12 protein-coding genes are annotated in these 16,667 nt (G+C 50.6%); all 12 read left to right on the top strand.

The window, feature by feature from the left end; translation table 11 throughout:
• The first annotated feature begins 33 nt into the window (after nucleotides 1-33).
• The 12 genes from rplL (at nucleotide 34) to rplB (ending at nucleotide 16,657) form a co-directional block, all read left to right on the top strand.
• Nucleotides 34-405 (top strand): 50S ribosomal protein L7/L12, encoded by a 372-nt coding sequence (rplL, locus tag CRO57_RS08045; protein ID WP_097152758.1) that lies wholly within the window; start codon nucleotides 34-36, stop codon nucleotides 403-405.
• 156 nt (nucleotides 406-561) lie between these two features.
• On the top strand, nucleotides 562-4,704 hold the full coding sequence (gene rpoB / locus CRO57_RS08040) for a DNA-directed RNA polymerase subunit beta (RefSeq protein ID WP_097152757.1): 4,143 nt from the start codon (nucleotides 562-564) through the stop codon (nucleotides 4,702-4,704).
• 107 nt (nucleotides 4,705-4,811) lie between these two features.
• Nucleotides 4,812-8,996 carry a DNA-directed RNA polymerase subunit beta' gene (rpoC, locus tag CRO57_RS08035; protein WP_425291275.1) on the top strand — a complete coding sequence of 1,395 codons (4,185 nt, stop codon included), beginning with the start codon at nucleotides 4,812-4,814 and terminating at the stop codon, nucleotides 8,994-8,996.
• A gap of 591 nt (nucleotides 8,997-9,587) precedes the next feature.
• The gene (gene rpsL / locus CRO57_RS08030; protein ID WP_090075714.1) at nucleotides 9,588-9,959 is read left to right on the top strand and encodes a 30S ribosomal protein S12; all 372 of its coding nucleotides are present in this window, start codon (nucleotides 9,588-9,590) and stop codon (nucleotides 9,957-9,959) included.
• A gap of 24 nt (nucleotides 9,960-9,983) precedes the next feature.
• Complete coding sequence (gene rpsG, locus CRO57_RS08025) at nucleotides 9,984-10,454, top strand: 30S ribosomal protein S7 (RefSeq protein WP_097152755.1); 471 nt, start codon at nucleotides 9,984-9,986, stop codon at nucleotides 10,452-10,454.
• 18 nt (nucleotides 10,455-10,472) lie between these two features.
• Nucleotides 10,473-12,548, top strand: a complete 2,076-nt coding sequence (gene fusA, locus CRO57_RS08020; protein WP_097152754.1) for an elongation factor G — start codon at nucleotides 10,473-10,475, stop codon at nucleotides 12,546-12,548.
• 49 nt (nucleotides 12,549-12,597) lie between these two features.
• The gene (gene tuf / locus CRO57_RS08015; RefSeq protein WP_097152753.1) at nucleotides 12,598-13,788 is read left to right on the top strand and encodes an elongation factor Tu; all 1,191 of its coding nucleotides are present in this window, start codon (nucleotides 12,598-12,600) and stop codon (nucleotides 13,786-13,788) included.
• Between the two features lie 63 nt (nucleotides 13,789-13,851).
• Nucleotides 13,852-14,160, top strand: a complete 309-nt coding sequence (rpsJ, locus tag CRO57_RS08010) for a 30S ribosomal protein S10 (RefSeq protein ID WP_097152752.1) — start codon at nucleotides 13,852-13,854, stop codon at nucleotides 14,158-14,160.
• Between the two features lie 24 nt (nucleotides 14,161-14,184).
• The gene (gene rplC, locus CRO57_RS08005; RefSeq protein ID WP_097152751.1) at nucleotides 14,185-14,889 is read left to right on the top strand and encodes a 50S ribosomal protein L3; all 705 of its coding nucleotides are present in this window, start codon (nucleotides 14,185-14,187) and stop codon (nucleotides 14,887-14,889) included.
• On the top strand, nucleotides 14,889-15,509 hold the full coding sequence (gene rplD / locus CRO57_RS08000) for a 50S ribosomal protein L4 (protein WP_097152750.1): 621 nt from the start codon (nucleotides 14,889-14,891) through the stop codon (nucleotides 15,507-15,509). The genes rplC and rplD overlap by 1 nt, the downstream gene beginning before the upstream one ends.
• Nucleotides 15,506-15,799, top strand: coding sequence for a 50S ribosomal protein L23 (locus CRO57_RS07995; RefSeq protein WP_097152749.1), 294 nt, complete (start codon nucleotides 15,506-15,508; stop codon nucleotides 15,797-15,799). Before rplD ends, CRO57_RS07995 begins: the two co-directional genes overlap by 4 nt.
• Nucleotides 15,800-15,823: 24 nt before the next feature.
• The gene (gene rplB, locus CRO57_RS07990; RefSeq protein ID WP_097152748.1) at nucleotides 15,824-16,657 is read left to right on the top strand and encodes a 50S ribosomal protein L2; all 834 of its coding nucleotides are present in this window, start codon (nucleotides 15,824-15,826) and stop codon (nucleotides 16,655-16,657) included.
• The last annotated feature ends 10 nt before the right edge of the window (nucleotides 16,658-16,667 follow it).

Genomic DNA, 16,667 nt, shown 5'->3' with positions numbered 1-16,667 from the left:
GAATTTAGGTTCGAACTAACAGGAATTATTACGATGGCTGATCTTGAAAAGCTCGTAGAAGAACTCTCTGCACTGACCGTTATGGAAGCTGCTGAACTGTCCACCATGCTTGAAGACAAGTGGGGCGTTTCCGCTGCTGCTCCTGTAGCTGTTGCTGCTGTTGCCGGTGGCGCTGCTGAAGCTGCTGAAGAGAAAACTGAATTTGACGTTGTTCTGGCTTCTGCTGGTGACAAGAAAATCAACGTCATTAAAGAAGTTCGCGGCATTACCGGTCTTGGCCTGAAAGAAGCTAAAGAGCTCGTAGAAGGTGCTCCTAAAGCTGTTAAAGAAGGCGTAGACAAAGCTGAAGCAGAAGAACTGAAAGCCAAGCTGGAAGCAGCTGGTGCTTCTGTTGAACTGAAATAAGGTTTAGGCCTTAATATGGACTCCGGGGAGTGATTCTCCGGAGTCTGTTTAATTTGTTGGTAGTCCGTAACTTAACGGGCGTTTATCTCAAGAGCCTGCACAATCCTGTCGCGGGCTTTTTGGCCAACCGCCCACTGAGCGAGACGAGGAGCGACGATGGCGCAGACGTTTTCCGGTCGCAAAAAACTCCGTAAATATTTTGGTCACATTCAGGAAGTGGCAGAAATGCCAAACCTCATTGAGGTTCAAAAAGCTTCTTATGACCAGTTTCTTCAAGTATATGAACCTGCCGGTGGTCGTCCTGATGACGGTCTGCAGGCGGTTTTTTCTTCTGTGTTTCCGATCACGGACTTTTCCAATACAGCACAGTTGGAGTTTGTTCGCTATGAGTTCGAAGCACCGAAATATGACACCGAGGAGTGCCGTCTCCGCGGAATGACATATTCGGCTCCGCTCAAGCTGACGCTTCGACTGATTGTGTTTGAAGTTGATGAAGACACAGGTGCCAAGTCTGTCAAGGACATCAAAGAGCAAGACGTCTATATGGGCGACATGCCGCTGATGACAGACAAGGGCACTTTCATTGTGAATGGTACCGAGCGCGTCATCGTGTCTCAGATGCATCGTTCACCAGGTGTGTTCTTCGATCATGACAAAGGCAAAAGCCATTCTTCCGGCAAATTGCTGTTTGCGGCACGTATCATTCCTTATCGCGGCTCCTGGCTGGATATTGAATTTGATGCCAAAGACATTGTTTATGCTCGTATTGATCGTCGTCGTAAGATCCCGGTATCCAGCTTGCTTTATGCACTTGGTCTGGATTCAGAAGAAATTCTCGATACTTACTATGATGCTGTCAAATTCGAGCGTACTGATGATAGTTGGCGCGTTCCGTTCGATGGCAATACGCTGAAAGGTACCAAGCCTGAGCAGGATCTGGTCGATGCCGATACCGGTGAAGTTGTCTTTGAAGCTGGTAAGAAGCTGACTGTTCGTCAGATCAAGAAGCTGGTTGAGGCCGGGCTTAAATATCTGAAGGTGGAAGACGCTGATATCTATGGCAGATATTTGTCTGAGGATGCCGTCAGCTTGGTCACGGGTGAGATTTTTGCCGAAGCCGGTGATGAGATTGACGAGAAAATTCTCGAAAATCTCAAATCCGAAGGCTTCGAGGATGTCTCTGTTCTGAATATCGACCATGTGTCTGTTGGTGCTTACATCCGCAATACGTTGTCAATTGACAAGAATTCCAGCCGTGAGACTGCATTGTTCGATATTTATCGTGTGATGCGTCCAGGTGAACCGCCTACCATCGAGACTGCAGAGGCAATGTTCCAGTCTCTGTTCTTTGATTCCGAGCGTTATGATCTGTCTGCTGTTGGTCGCGTGAAGATGAACATGCGTATGGATCTGGAATGTGAAGACACTGTTCGGGTTCTGCGTAAGGAAGATATCGTTGAAGTGATCCGTACCTTGCTTGATCTGCGCGATGGCAAAGGCGAGATTGACGATATCGATAACCTTGGTAACCGACGTGTTCGTTCCGTTGGCGAATTGATGGAGAACCAGTACCGCATTGGTCTGCTGCGCATGGAGCGTGCGATCAAGGAGCGTATGTCTTCCATTGAGATCGATACTGTGATGCCGCAGGATCTGATCAATGCCAAGCCAGCGGCAGCTGCCGTACGTGAATTCTTCGGTTCTTCCCAGCTGTCTCAGTTCATGGACCAAACCAACCCGCTGTCCGAGATCACGCATAAGCGTCGTCTGTCTGCATTGGGCCCAGGTGGTTTGACCCGTGAGCGTGCTGGCTTTGAAGTGCGCGACGTTCATCCAACTCACTATGGTCGTATCTGTCCGATTGAGACGCCTGAAGGTCCAAACATTGGTCTGATCAACTCTCTGGCGACCTTTGCTCGCGTCAACAAATATGGCTTCATCGAGTCACCTTATCGCAAGGTGAAAGATGGTCGTGTGACTGGTGATGTGGTTTATCTGTCCGCTATGGAAGAAGCCAAGCACTATGTTGCACAGGCAAACATCGAGCTGACCCCTCAGGGTGGTTTCGTTGATGAGCTGATCATTTGTCGTCACGCTGGCGATGTCATGATGGTTCCAGCCGAGCGTGTGGACTTCATGGACGTGTCTCCAAAGCAGTTGGTGTCCGTTGCTGCAGCTCTTATTCCATTCTTGGAAAACGATGACGCCAACCGCGCATTGATGGGATCGAACATGCAGCGTCAGGCCGTGCCTCTGGTGCGGGCGGAAGCTCCGTTCGTTGGTACTGGTATGGAGCCTGTCGTGGCTCGCGATTCCGGTGCGGCGATTGGTGCGATCCGTGGTGGTGTTGTTGATCAGGTTGACGCGACCCGTATCGTTGTTCGTGCGACCGAAGATCTGGATCCATCCAAGTCCGGTGTTGATATCTATCGTCTGGCGAAGTTCCAGCGCTCCAACCAGTCCACCTGCATCAACCAGCGTCCGCTGGTCTCTGTTGGTGACCGGGTGAAGAAGGGCGAGATCCTTGCTGATGGTCCATCTACCGATCTCGGTGACTTGGCGCTTGGTCGTAACGTTCTCGTGGCTTTCATGCCATGGAACGGTTACAACTTCGAGGATTCCATCCTTCTGTCCGAGCGTATCGTGAAAGAAGACGTCTTCACTTCGATCCATATCGAAGAGTTCGAGGTCATGGCGCGCGATACCAAGTTGGGCCCTGAAGAGATCACTCGCGATATTCCAAACGTATCCGAAGAATCTCTGAAGAATCTCGACGAGGCAGGCATCACCTATATTGGTGCTGAAGTTAAGCCCGGTGATATTCTGGTTGGTAAAATCACGCCAAAGGGTGAAAGCCCAATGACACCGGAAGAAAAACTTCTGCGTGCCATTTTTGGCGAGAAAGCATCCGATGTTCGTGATACATCCTTGCGTATGCCTCCTGGAACCTTTGGTACTGTCGTTGAGGTTCGTGTCTTTAACCGTCATGGTATCGATAAAGACGAGCGCGCGATGTCCATCGAGCGTGAAGAGATCGAGCGTCTTGCAAAAGATCGTGATGACGAGCAGGCCATTCTGGACCGCAACGTCTATGGTCGTCTTGCTGACATGCTGGAGGGCAAAGTTGGTACTGCTGGTCCTAAAGGGTTCCGCAAGGGCTCTGAGATCACACGTGCCGAGTTGTCCGAGTTCCCACGATCTCAGTGGTGGTTGCTGGCTGTTGACGATGAAAAACTGATGGGTGAGGTGGAAGCCCTGCGCAATCAGTATGACGATAGCCGCAAGCGTCTTGAGCAGCGTTTCATCGACAAGGTCGAGAAACTGCAGCGTGGTGACGAATTGCCACCAGGGGTCATGAAAATGGCCAAGGTCTTCATCGCTATCAAGCGTAAGATCCAGCCTGGCGACAAGATGGCTGGCCGTCATGGTAACAAAGGCGTGGTCTCTCGTATTGTTCCGATCGAAGATATGCCATATCTTGAAGACGGTACCCATGTGGATATCGTACTGAACCCATTGGGCGTGCCATCACGCATGAATGTGGGGCAGATTTTGGAAACCCATCTGGGTTGGGCCTGTGCTGGCATGGGTCGCAAGATCGGCAAGATGTATGATGACTACAGAAAGTCCGGCAATCTCGAACCTCTGCGTGTTGAACTGAATGAGATCTACCATGACAATGGCAAGAATCTGGAAGTTCTGGAGCATGATGACGATTCCGTTATCAATATGGCTGAGCAGCTGAAAAAGGGCGTGTCCATCGCGACACCAGTCTTTGATGGTGCACATGAGCCAGATGTCGTCGAAATGCTGGAACGTGCCGGCCTTGATGGTTCCGGTCAGTCAACTCTGTTTGATGGACGGACCGGTGATCAGTTCGACCGTCCGGTGACAGTGGGCTATATTTACATGCTCAAGCTGCACCACTTGGTTGATGACAAGATCCACGGTCGTTCCATTGGCCCATACAGCCTGGTTACTCAGCAGCCGCTGGGTGGTAAAGCCCAGTTTGGTGGTCAGCGCTTCGGTGAGATGGAAGTTTGGGCACTGGAGGCGTATGGCGCAGCCTACACCTTGCAGGAAATGCTCACCGTCAAGTCGGATGACGTTGCTGGTCGTACCAAAGTGTATGAAGCCATTGTTCGGGGTGATGACACCTTTGAAGCTGGTATCCCGGAAAGCTTCAACGTGCTTGTCAAAGAAATCCGGTCACTGGGTTTGAACATGGAGCTGGAAGATAGTCAGCGCGTGATCGATCTGGACGATAGTGATGAGAAGCCTGCGGACGCTGCTGAATAGCAGCGTCGGCGGTTGCGTGAACCCGAGATTATATTCGGAACGGACCGAGGGGGAGGGAACCCCGCGGTCCGTCAACCCGTAGGAGAGAAGCCATGAACCAAGAGGTCATGAATCTTTTCAGCCCGCAGGCTCAGGCCCAAACCTTTGATCAGATCCGTGTCTCCATCGCGAGTCCGGAAAAGATCCTGTCCTGGTCATTTGGTGAAATCAAGAAGCCTGAAACCATCAATTATCGTACGTTCAAGCCTGAGCGTGATGGTTTGTTCTGTGCGCGTATTTTTGGCCCGATCAAGGACTATGAGTGCTTGTGCGGCAAATATAAGCGCATGAAATATAAAGGCATCATTTGTGAAAAATGTGGTGTTGAAGTCACTCTGTCCCGTGTTCGCCGTGAACGCATGGGGCATATCGAGCTGGCTGCTCCTGTTGCTCACATCTGGTTCCTGAAGTCTTTGCCAAGCCGTATCGGTCAGCTGCTGGACATGACGCTCAAGGATCTTGAGCGCGTTCTCTATTTTGAGAATTATATCGTGGTCGAGCCTGGCCTGACGCCTCTGAAAGAGTATCAGCTTCTTACTGAAGAAGAATATGTGATTGCTCAGGATGAGTATGGTGAAGACAGCTTCACAGCCATGATTGGCGCCGAAGCTATTCGTGAAATTCTGGCATCGTTGGATCTGGAACAGATCTCCGAGAAACTTCGTCAGGAAATCGCCGAAAGCACCTCGACCCTGAAGCCAATCAAGCTGGCCAAGCGTCTGAAGATCGTTGAAGCATTCATCGAATCTGGCAACCGCCCAGAATGGATGATCATGACCGTTGTGCCTGTGATACCACCCGATCTGCGCCCATTGGTGCCACTGGATGGTGGTCGTTTCGCCACATCTGATCTGAACGATCTGTATCGCCGTGTAATCAACCGTAACAACCGTCTGAAGCGTCTGATGGAACTGCGTGCCCCGGATATCATCATCCGGAACGAAAAGCGCATGTTGCAGGAATCTGTAGACGCTCTGTTTGATAACGGTCGTCGTGGTCGTGTGATCACGGGTGCCAACAAACGTCCGTTGAAGTCTCTGTCCGACATGCTCAAAGGTAAGCATGGTCGTTTCCGTCAGAACCTTCTTGGTAAGCGTGTTGACTATTCCGGTCGTTCTGTGATCGTGGTGGGTCCAGAGCTGAAACTGCATCAGTGTGGTCTTCCTAAGAAGATGGCTCTGGAACTGTTCAAGCCGTTCATTTATTCACGTCTGGATGCCAAAGGCTATTCCACGACCGTGAAACAGGCCAAGAAACTGGTTGAAAAGGGCAAACCGGAAGTCTGGGATATCCTCGATGAGGTTATTCGCGAGCATCCGGTCATGTTGAACCGCGCGCCGACCCTTCACCGTCTGGGCATTCAGGCTTTTGAACCCACCCTGATTGAAGGCAAGGCAATCCAGTTGCACCCGCTCGTCTGTTCTGCGTTTAACGCTGACTTTGATGGTGACCAGATGGCTGTTCACGTGCCTCTGTCTTTGGAAGCACAGCTTGAAGCGCGCGTTCTGATGATGTCCACCAACAATATTCTGCATCCGGCAAACGGTGAGCCAATCATCGTACCGTCTCAGGATATTGTTCTGGGTCTGTATTATCTGTCGATTATGAATGACAATGAGCCAGGTGAGGGAATGCTGTTCTCTGACTTTGGTGAGTTGCATCATGCGCTGGAAACCAAGGCAGTTACTCTGCATGCCAAAGTCAAAGGTCGCTTCAAGACCGTTGATGAAAATGGCAATCCGGTTTCAAAGATTTACGAGACCACTCCTGGTCGCATGTTGATTGGTGAGTTGCTGCCGCGTAATGTCGAAGTGCCTTACGACGTCTGCAACAAGTTGATGACCAAGAAAGAAATCTCCAAGATGATCTATACAGTGTATCGTCACTGTGGTCAGAAGGAGACGGTTATCTTCTGTGACCAGATCATGGGTCTTGGCTTCAACCGCGCGTTCCGTGCTGGTATTTCCTTTGGTAAGGATGACATGGTTATTCCGGATACCAAGCATGGTCTGGTGTCTGAAACCAACTCTCTGGCCAAGGAATTCGAACAGCAATATAACGATGGTCTGATTACGCAAGGCGAGAAATACAACAAGGTTGTTGACGCGTGGGCGAAATGTACCGATCGCGTTGCTGACGAGATGATGAAGCGCATTCAGGCTGTTGAGTTTGATGAAGAGACCAAGCGTCAGAAACAGATGAATTCTGTTTACATGATGGCTCACTCCGGTGCTCGTGGTTCACCTGCTCAGATGAAACAGCTTGCAGGTATGCGTGGCCTGATGGCCAAGCCTTCTGGCGAGATTATTGAAACACCAATTATCTCGAACTTTAAAGAAGGATTGTCAGTTCTCGAGTACTTCAACTCCACTCACGGTGCTCGTAAAGGTCTGGCGGATACGGCTTTGAAGACCGCTAACTCCGGTTATCTGACCCGTCGTCTGGTGGATGTTGCTCAGGACAGCATCATCACCGAGGTTGATTGTGGTTCAGAGGACGGTCTTGACGTTCAAGCGATCGTTGACGCCGGTCAGGTGGTTGCATCTCTGAGCCTGCGTGTGCGTGGTCGTACAGCTGCGGCGGATGTTGTCAATCCGAAGACATCCAATGTGATTGTGCCAGCTGGTGAAATCATTTCCGAAGAGCATTTGGAAGAGATCGAAGAGTGTGGTCTACAGTCCATCAAGGTTCGCTCTGTACTGACCTGTAACACTCGTCATGGTGTTTGTGCCGCTTGTTATGGTCGCGACCTTGCACGTGGTACTGAGGTGAATATTGGTGAGGCTGTTGGTGTTATTGCGGCTCAGTCCATTGGTGAGCCTGGTACTCAGCTGACCATGCGTACCTTCCATATCGGTGGTACTGCGCAGGTTGTTGACTCCTCCTTCATCGAATCCAATTTCGAAGGCACCATTCGCATCCGCAATCGCAATATTGCACGCGACTCCGAGGGCAAGCTTGTTGCTCTGGGACGCAACGTGACCATCGTGATTGAAGACAGCGAAGGTAATGAGCGCTCTGTCAACAAACTGACATATGGTTCTCATCTGCATGTCGACGAAGGCGACAAGGTGGAACCAGGCCAGCGACTGGCAGAATGGGATCCATATACCCGCCCGGTTCTGTCCGAAGCCAGTGGTGTGGTTGACTTTGAAGATGTTGCTGAAGGCCTGTCCGTCAGTGAGACAACTGATGAATCAACCGGTATCACCAAGCGTGTCGTTATCGACTGGCGTTCAAATCCAAGATCTGCGGATCTGAAGCCCGCCATCACCATTAAGGATGATAGTGGTGCGATCAAGCCTCTGGATCGTGGTGGCGATGCTCGCTATCTTCTTTCTGTCGATGCTATTCTGTCTGTACAGCCAGGAACCAAGGTCGGAGCAGGTGACGTTTTGGCTCGTGTTCCTATGGAAAGTGCGAAAACCAAGGATATTACCGGTGGTCTGCCACGGGTTGCTGAATTGTTCGAAGCACGTCGTCCGAAGGATCATGCAGTTATTGCCGATATGGACGGCATCATCAAGTTTGGTCGTGACTACAAGAACAAGCGTCGCATCGTTCTGGAATCTCAGGAAGATGGTGTGGAGCCAATCGAATATCTGATCCCGAAAGGTCGTCCTTTCCACTTGCAGGAAGGTGATGCGATCGAGAAGGGCGATTATATTCTCGACGGTAATCCGGCACCGCATGATATTCTGGCTGTTAAGGGCGTTGCTGCTCTGGCTGAATATCTGGTCAATGAGATCCAGGACGTTTATCGTCTGCAGGGTGTGGGTATCAACGATAAGCATATCGAAGTTATCGTTCGCCAGATGCTGCAGAAGGTAGAGATCGAAGAGCGTGGTGATAGTGATTTCCTTGCTAGCGAGCAAATTGATCGCCTTGAGTTTGATGAAGAAAATGAGCGTTTGATAGCTGAAGGCAAACATCCGGCCAAAGGCAAGCCGGTTCTGCTTGGTATCACCAAGGCAAGCTTGCAGACACGCTCCTTTATTTCTGCTGCATCCTTCCAAGAAACCACTCGCGTTCTTACCGAAGCTTCGGTTCAGGGCAAGATCGATACTTTGGAAGGTCTGAAGGAAAACGTGATTGTGGGTCGCTTGATCCCAGCAGGTACGGGTCGTGTGATGTCCGGTCTGCGCCGCGTTGCTTCACATCGCGATGATCTGATTTTGGAAGAGAAGCAGAAAGCACAGTCTCTGTCCACGACTCCTCAGATCACCGATTTGTCTGGTACCCCGGGCGAGTGATCGGATTGCATAAATTTATGAAAAAGGCCGCTCATTTGGGCGGCCTTTTTTGTTGTTTGAATTCTGGACGATGATCTGCCTTCCGGGTGAGAATCGAGTTGGATTCCAATGATCAGCAGGAGAGGGATTCGCATCTTCGAATCTGTGGTCATATTTCTGTTAAGCCCTCTTTGATCTTGTATTTTTGTTAGGGATTTAGCCGATTCTAACCGTTGGAAATTTTCCAATTCATTTATTGTTTAATCGTGCTTTTTTTTGAAATAATATTACCCTCTCGCATAGCAAGCTCGTAGCTCCCCTGAATCTTTGCATAGGGGGTTGACGAGGCGAGTTCTTCGGCATATGTTCGCGCCACTTCTCGGACAGGCGGTAAACCGATCCAATCAGAGACGACACGTCTTTGAACCAAATCGATTTAAACGCTGTCCATTAAAATGAAGCTGAGATTGACTGGCTCATGATCGCGGGTTTCCGTGATCCTCTGGTTTTCACAGTGCTGTTCGCGGCAGAAGTCGTGCGATGGTGCGCTTTTGTGCGTGCGGACGGTGCATTTTTGGTAATTCGTTCAGAGAGATCTGAAAGGCACGCTATATGCCAACCATTAACCAGCTTATTCGCAAGCCGCGCAAGGCGCCGGTAAAGCGAAATAAAGTACCGGCCATGGAGGCCTGCCCACAGAAGCGGGGCGTTTGTACGCGCGTTTATACCACTACGCCTAAAAAGCCTAACTCGGCTTTGCGTAAGGTTGCCAAGGTTCGCTTGACCAACGGTTTTGAAGTTATCGGCTATATCCCTGGTGAGGGCCATAACCTTCAAGAACACTCCGTTGTGATGATCCGCGGCGGACGTGTAAAAGATTTGCCTGGTGTTCGTTACCACATTCTGCGTGGTGTTCTCGATACCCAGGGTGTTAAAGACCGTAAGCAGCGTCGTTCCAAATATGGCGCGAAGCGGCCTAAATAAGCCGTTCTTTGGAGTACAGGTCACATGTCACGTCGCCATAGTGCAGAAAAACGTACTATCAACCCGGACCCGAAGTTCGGTGATATCGTTATTTCCAAATTCATGAACAGCATCATGCTGGATGGTAAAAAGTCCGTTTCTGAACGGATTGTTTACGGTGCTCTTGATTCTGTCGAAGGTAAACTCAAGCAGGATCCAGTAGAGGTGTTTCACACTGCTCTGGAAAATGTAATGCCTTCTGTTGAGGTTCGTTCCCGCCGTGTTGGTGGTGCAACCTATCAGGTTCCTGTTGATGTTCGTACTGAACGCAAGCAGGCCCTGGCTATCCGCTGGATCATTTCCGCCGCTCGCGGCCGGAATGAGCGCACCATGATTGATCGTCTTTCTGGCGAGCTTCTTGATGCGTTTAACAATCGCGGTTCCGCAGTTAAAAAACGCGAAGATACGCACCGTATGGCCGAAGCCAACCGTGCCTTCTCGCATTATCGCTGGTAAACCTTTAGGGGCGAAGTCATGGCACGCAGCCACAAGATTGAGGACTATCGTAACTTCGGCATCATGGCTCACATCGATGCTGGTAAGACGACCACTACGGAACGTATCCTCTACTATACCGGTAAAAGCCACAAAATTGGCGAAGTTCATGATGGCGCAGCTACCATGGACTGGATGGAGCAGGAGCAAGAGCGTGGTATTACCATTACCTCTGCTGCTACCACCTGTTTCTGGCGCGAAAAGCGTCTGAACATCATCGATACTCCAGGTCACGTTGATTTCACTATTGAAGTTGAGCGTTCCTTGCGTGTTCTCGATGGTGCGGTTTGTGCACTTGACGCCAATGCTGGTGTTGAGCCGCAGACCGAGACCGTTTGGCGTCAGGCTGATAAGTACAACGTTCCTCGGATGATCTTTGTCAACAAGATGGACAAGCTTGGTGCTGATTTCTTCCGCTGCGTTGACATGGTCAAGGAGCGCCTCGGTGCGACTGCTCTTTGCCTTCAGTTGCCGATTGGCGCTGAGAGCGAATTCTCAGGTGTTATCGATCTGGTTCAGATGAAGTCAATCATCTGGCTGGAAGAGTCTCTGGGCGCTAAATTCGAGATTGGCGATATTCCTGCCGAGCTCGTAGATCAGGCTGCTGAATATCGCGAAACTCTTATTGAGAGTGTTGTTGAATGCGACGAAGAAGCGATGGAAGCCTATTTGGAGGGTGATGAGCCATCCAATGAAAAGATCATGGAACTGATCCGCAAGGGCACCATTGCCAACGAGTTTGTTCCTATCCTCTGTGGTACCGCGTTCAAGAACAAAGGTGTTCAGCCTTTGCTTGACGCAGTGGTAGACTATCTGCCTAGCCCGGTCGAAATTGAAGCCATCAAGGGCGTTGATGTTAAGACCGAAGAGGAAACCACTCGCGAAGCGTCTGACGAAGAGCCGTTCTCCATGCTGGCGTTCAAGATCATGAACGACCCGTTTGTAGGTTCCTTGACTTTCTGCCGCATCTATTCCGGTACTCTTGAGACTGGTACGTCCGTTCTCAATACCGTGAAGGAAAAGCGCGAGCGCGTTGGTCGTATGCTTCAGATGCACTCCAACTCTCGTGAGGACATCAAGCAGGCACATGCTGGTGACATCGTTGCGATCGCTGGTTTGAAAGACACTACAACTGGTGATACTCTGTGTGATCCACTGCGCCCGGTTATTCTGGAACGTATGGAATTCCCGGATCCAGTTATCGAAATTGCTGTTGAGCCTAAAACCAAGGCCGACCAGGAGAAGATGGGTCTTGCCCTGAATCGTCTGGCTGCCGAGGATCCATCCTTCCGCGTGAAGACTGACGAAGAATCCGGTCAGACCATTATCGCTGGTATGGGTGAGCTGCATCTTGATATTCTTGTTGATCGTATGAAACGTGAATTCAAGGTGGAAGCGCAAATTGGTGCTCCGCAGGTTGCTTACCGCGAAACCATTTCTCGCTCTGAGAACATTGACTACACCCACAAGAAACAATCTGGTGGTTCTGGTCAGTTCGCTCGCGTGAAATTGACAATTGAGCCAAACGAGCCAGGCGCTGGTTTCGAATTCAAGAGCTCTATTGTCGGTGGTAACGTTCCAAAAGAATACATCCCTGGTGTTGAGAAGGGCGTCCAGTCCGTTATGACCTCTGGTCCTATCGCTGGCTTCCCAATGGTAGACGTGAAAGTTGAGCTGACTGATGGTGCATACCATGACGTTGACTCCAGCGTTCTTGCCTTTGAGATCGCTTCTCGCGCGGGCTTCCGCGAAGGTTGTCGTGCCGCTGGTCCAAAGCTGCTTGAGCCAATGATGAAAGTCGAAGTTGTTACCCCTGAAGAATATATGGGTGACATCATCGGTGACATCAACTCTCGCCGCGGTCAGATTTCCGGCACTGAAGCTCGTGGTGTTGTAACCGTCATCACTGCCATGGTTCCACTGGCGAACATGTTTGGGTATGTGAACAATCTTCGTTCCATGTCCCAGGGTCGTGCTCAGTATTCCATGGTGTTTGATCACTATTCACAAGTGCCGCAGGCCGTTGCAGACGAGGTTCAGGCAAAATATGCCTAAACCTCACGCTTCACGCACTTAATGAAATTCTAAACTGGAGCTATTTCCTATGGCTAAGGAAAAGTTTGAACGTAATAAGCCGCATGTAAACATCGGCACGATTGGTCACGTTGACCATGGTAAAACCACCCTGACCGCAGCTATCACCATGACCCTTGCTGAAAAGGGCGGTGCTGAGGCTAAGGCTTATGATGAGATTGACGGTGCGCCAGAAGAGAAAGCTCGCGGCATCACGATCTCTACTGCTCACGTTGAGTATGAGACAGAGAACCGTCACTATGCTCACGTTGACTGTCCAGGTCACGCTGACTATGTGAAGAACATGATCACCGGTGCTGCTCAGATGGACGGTGCTATCCTGGTTTGTTCTGCAGCTGACGGCCCAATGCCACAGACGCGTGAGCACATCCTGCTTGCCCGTCAGGTTGGTGTTCCTGCTCTGGTAGTGTTCCTGAACAAAGTTGATCAGGTTGATGACGAAGAGCTGCTTGAGCTTGTTGAAATGGAAGTTCGCGAACTGCTGGATTCTTACGAGTTCCCAGGCGACGATATTCCTATCGTAAAAGGTTCTGCTCTTGCTGCTGTTGAGAACCGTGACGCTGCAATCGGCCGTGAAGCAATCATGGAACTGATGGCTGCTGTTGACGATTATATCCCAACTCCAGAGCGTCCAAAGGATCTGCCATTCCTGCTGCCTATCGAAGATGTATTCTCCATCTCTGGTCGTGGTACTGTGGTAACCGGTCGTGTTGAGCGTGGCGTGATCAATGTTGGTGACGAGATTGAGATCGTCGGTATCAAAGACACCCAGAAAACCACCTGTACCGGTGTTGAAATGTTCCGCAAGCTGCTTGATAGCGGTGAAGCTGGTGACAATGTTGGTGTTCTCCTGCGTGGTACCAAGCGTGAAGATGTCGAGCGTGGCCAGGTTCTGTGTGCACCAGCTTCCGTTACTCCACACACCAAGTTCAAAGCAGAAGCTTACATCCTGACGAAAGAAGAAGGCGGTCGTCATACTCCGTTCTTCACCAACTATCGTCCACAATTCTATTTCCGTACCACTGACGTGACGGGTGTTGTTACCCTGAACGAAGGTACCGAGATGGTTATGCCTGGCGATAACGTCGAGATGAATGTTGAGCTGATCGTGCCAATCGCTATGGAAGAAAAGCTGCGCTTCGCTATCCGCGAAGGTGGCCGTACCGTAGGTGCCGGCATCGTCGGTTCTATCGTCGAGTAATCATTAGGGCAGGGGTGCATAAGGATGCATCCAGATGCACCCCGGTCTTTTGAGGATTAAATTATGAACGGTCAGAATATTCGAATCCGCCTCAAGGCATTCGACCACCGCATTCTTGATACTTCGGCTAAGGAAATTGTTTCCACTGCGAAACGTACCGGCGCCAATGTTCGCGGCCCGGTTCCGCTGCCAACACGGATCGAGAAGTTCACTGTCAACCGTTCGCCGCACGTAAATAAGAAAAGCCGTGAGCAGTTCGAGATCCGCACGCATAAGCGTCTTCTCGATATTATCGACCCGACCCCGCAGACGGTTGATGCCCTCATGAAGCTTGATCTTGCGGCCGGTGTGGACGTTGAAATTAAGCTCTAACTTGAGCGAAAGGCGAGAGTAGCCATGCGTTCTGGTGTGATCGCACAGAAGTTGGGAATGACCCGCATTTATACCGAAACTGGTGAACATGTACCAGTGACGGTTCTCAAAGTTGAGAATTGCCAGGTTGTTGCTCAGCGAACTGTAGAAAAAAATGGTTATACTGCACTTCAGTTGGGTGTAGGTAAAGCCAAAGTTAAAAACGTTTCGAAGCAGATGCGCGGCCACTTTGCAGTGGCTAAAGTTGAGCCGAAACGTAAAGTGGCTGAGTTCCGTGTAAGCGAAGACAACCTCATTGAGGTTGGTTCCGAGCTGACTGCGGATCATTATGTAGCTGGTCAGCATGTGGATGTTGTTGGTACTTCTATCGGTAAAGGTTTTGCCGGTTCCATGAAGCGTCACAACTTTGGTGGTGGTCGTGCAACGCACGGTAACTCCATCTCCCACCGTGCTCACGGTTCTACCGGTCAGTGTCAGGATCCTGGTAAGGTCTTCAAAGGTAAGAAGATGGCCGGTCACATGGGTGCTACCCGTGTCACCACCCAGAACCTGAAGGTCGTCAAGACCGACGCTGAGCGTGGTCTGGTTTTGGTTCAGGGCGCTGTTCCTGGTTCCAAAGGCGGCTGGATCCTGATCAAGGATGCGGTAAAACGTGCGCGTCCTGCCGAGGCACCTGTTCCTGGCGCTGTCCGTGCAGCTGAAGCTGCTGCTAAGGAGGGCGAAGAATAATGGAACTGCAAGTTAAAACCCTCGATGGTAAGGATGCGGGTTCTGTATCCGTTTCTGATGAAGTCTTTGGTCTTGAGCCACGTGCCGATATTCTGGCCCGTATGGTTCGTTATCAACAGATGAAACGGATGTCCGGCACCCATAAGACCAAGACACGTGCTGAAATCACTGGCACCACCAAGAAGTACCTTCGCCAGAAGGGCTCCGGTGGCGCTCGTCACGGCAACAAGAAAGTGCCTCAGTTCCGTGGTGGTGGTCGTGCCTTTGGTCCAGTTGTTCGCGATCATGCGATTGCGCTGCCAAAGAAAGTTCGTGCGCTGGCGCTGAAACATGCTCTGTCTTCCAAGTTGAAGAATGAATCTCTGATCATTCTTGATGATGTGAAGGCTGATGCACCTAAGACTGCTGCAGTTTCTGCACAGGTTAAAGGTCTTGGCATCGAGAACGCATTGTTCATTGCTGGTCAGGAAGTCGATAGCAACTTTGCTAAAGCTGCTCGCAATATCGTCGGTATCGATGTGTTGCCAGTTCAGGGCATCAATGTTCTTGATGTTCTGCGTCGCGACACTCTGGTTCTGACCAAGGCCGCAGTCGATGCTCTGGAGGAACGGTTCAAATGACCAACCTTCGTCATTACGATATCATCCGCAGCCCAGTGATTACTGAGAAGGCAACCATTCAGTCCGAACAGGACAAGGTTGTTTTCAATGTATCCCAGGATGCGACTAAACCAGAAATCAAGGCCGCTGTTGAAGCGCTGTTTTCTGTCAAAGTCAAAAGCGTTAACACTTTGGTCCGTAAGGGTAAAGTGAAGCGTTTCAAAGGCATTGTCGGCAAGCAGGTAGACGTGAAAAAAGCGATTGTGACCCTCGAAGATGGTCAGTCAATCGACGTCACGACTGGTCTTTAAGGAATTTTGGGATAGGCTGAAGTCATGGCACTCAAGACCTTTAAACCCACTAGCCCTGGACAGCGCCAATTGGTGATTGTTGATCGTTCTGGCCTTTGGAAGGGCAAGCCGGTCAAGAAACTCACTGAAGGTTTGACCAAGTCTGGTGGCCGCAACAACACAGGTCGTATTACGTCCCGCCGCCGCGGCGGTGGTCATAAACGTACCTACCGCATGATCGACTTCAAGCGTCGCAAGTTTGACGTAGAAGGCACGATTGAGCGTCTGGAATATGATCCTAACCGTTCTGCATTCATCGCACTGGTGAATTATGCAGATGGTGAGCAGGCATACATTCTGGCTCCACAGCGTATTGCTGCAGGGGACAAGGTGATTGCCAGCGAATCTGCTGACATCAAGCCGGGCAACGCAATGCCTTTGGCGAACATGCCAGTTGGCACGATCATCCACAATGTCGAGCTGAAGCCTGGTAAAGGTGGTCAGATCGCCCGTTCTGCCGGGGCTTATGCACAGTTGGTGGGTCGTGATCAGGGTTATGCGATCATTCGTTTGAACTCCGGGGAGACAAGATTGGTACTTGGCACTTGCATGGCAAGCGTCGGTGCTGTATCCAACCCCGAGCATTCGAACATTAATCACGGTAAAGCTGGTCGTTCCCGCTGGTTGGGTAAACGTCCAGAGGTGCGTGGTGTTGCTATGAACCCAGTAGATCACCCACATGGTGGTGGTGAAGGCCGTACTTCTGGTGGCCGTCATCCTGTTTCTCCATGGGGTAAGCCTACCAAGGGTAAGCGTACTCGCAGCAACAAGACGACCGACAAGTTTATTGTTCGTAGTCGTCATCAGCGCAAGAAATAAGGGTTAACCG

Origin of the sequence: Cohaesibacter gelatinilyticus, assembly GCF_900215605.1 — a bacterium.
Lineage (GTDB): Bacteria > Pseudomonadota > Alphaproteobacteria > Rhizobiales > Cohaesibacteraceae > Cohaesibacter > Cohaesibacter gelatinilyticus.
This window is presented reverse-complemented; position numbering and strand designations above follow the sequence as displayed.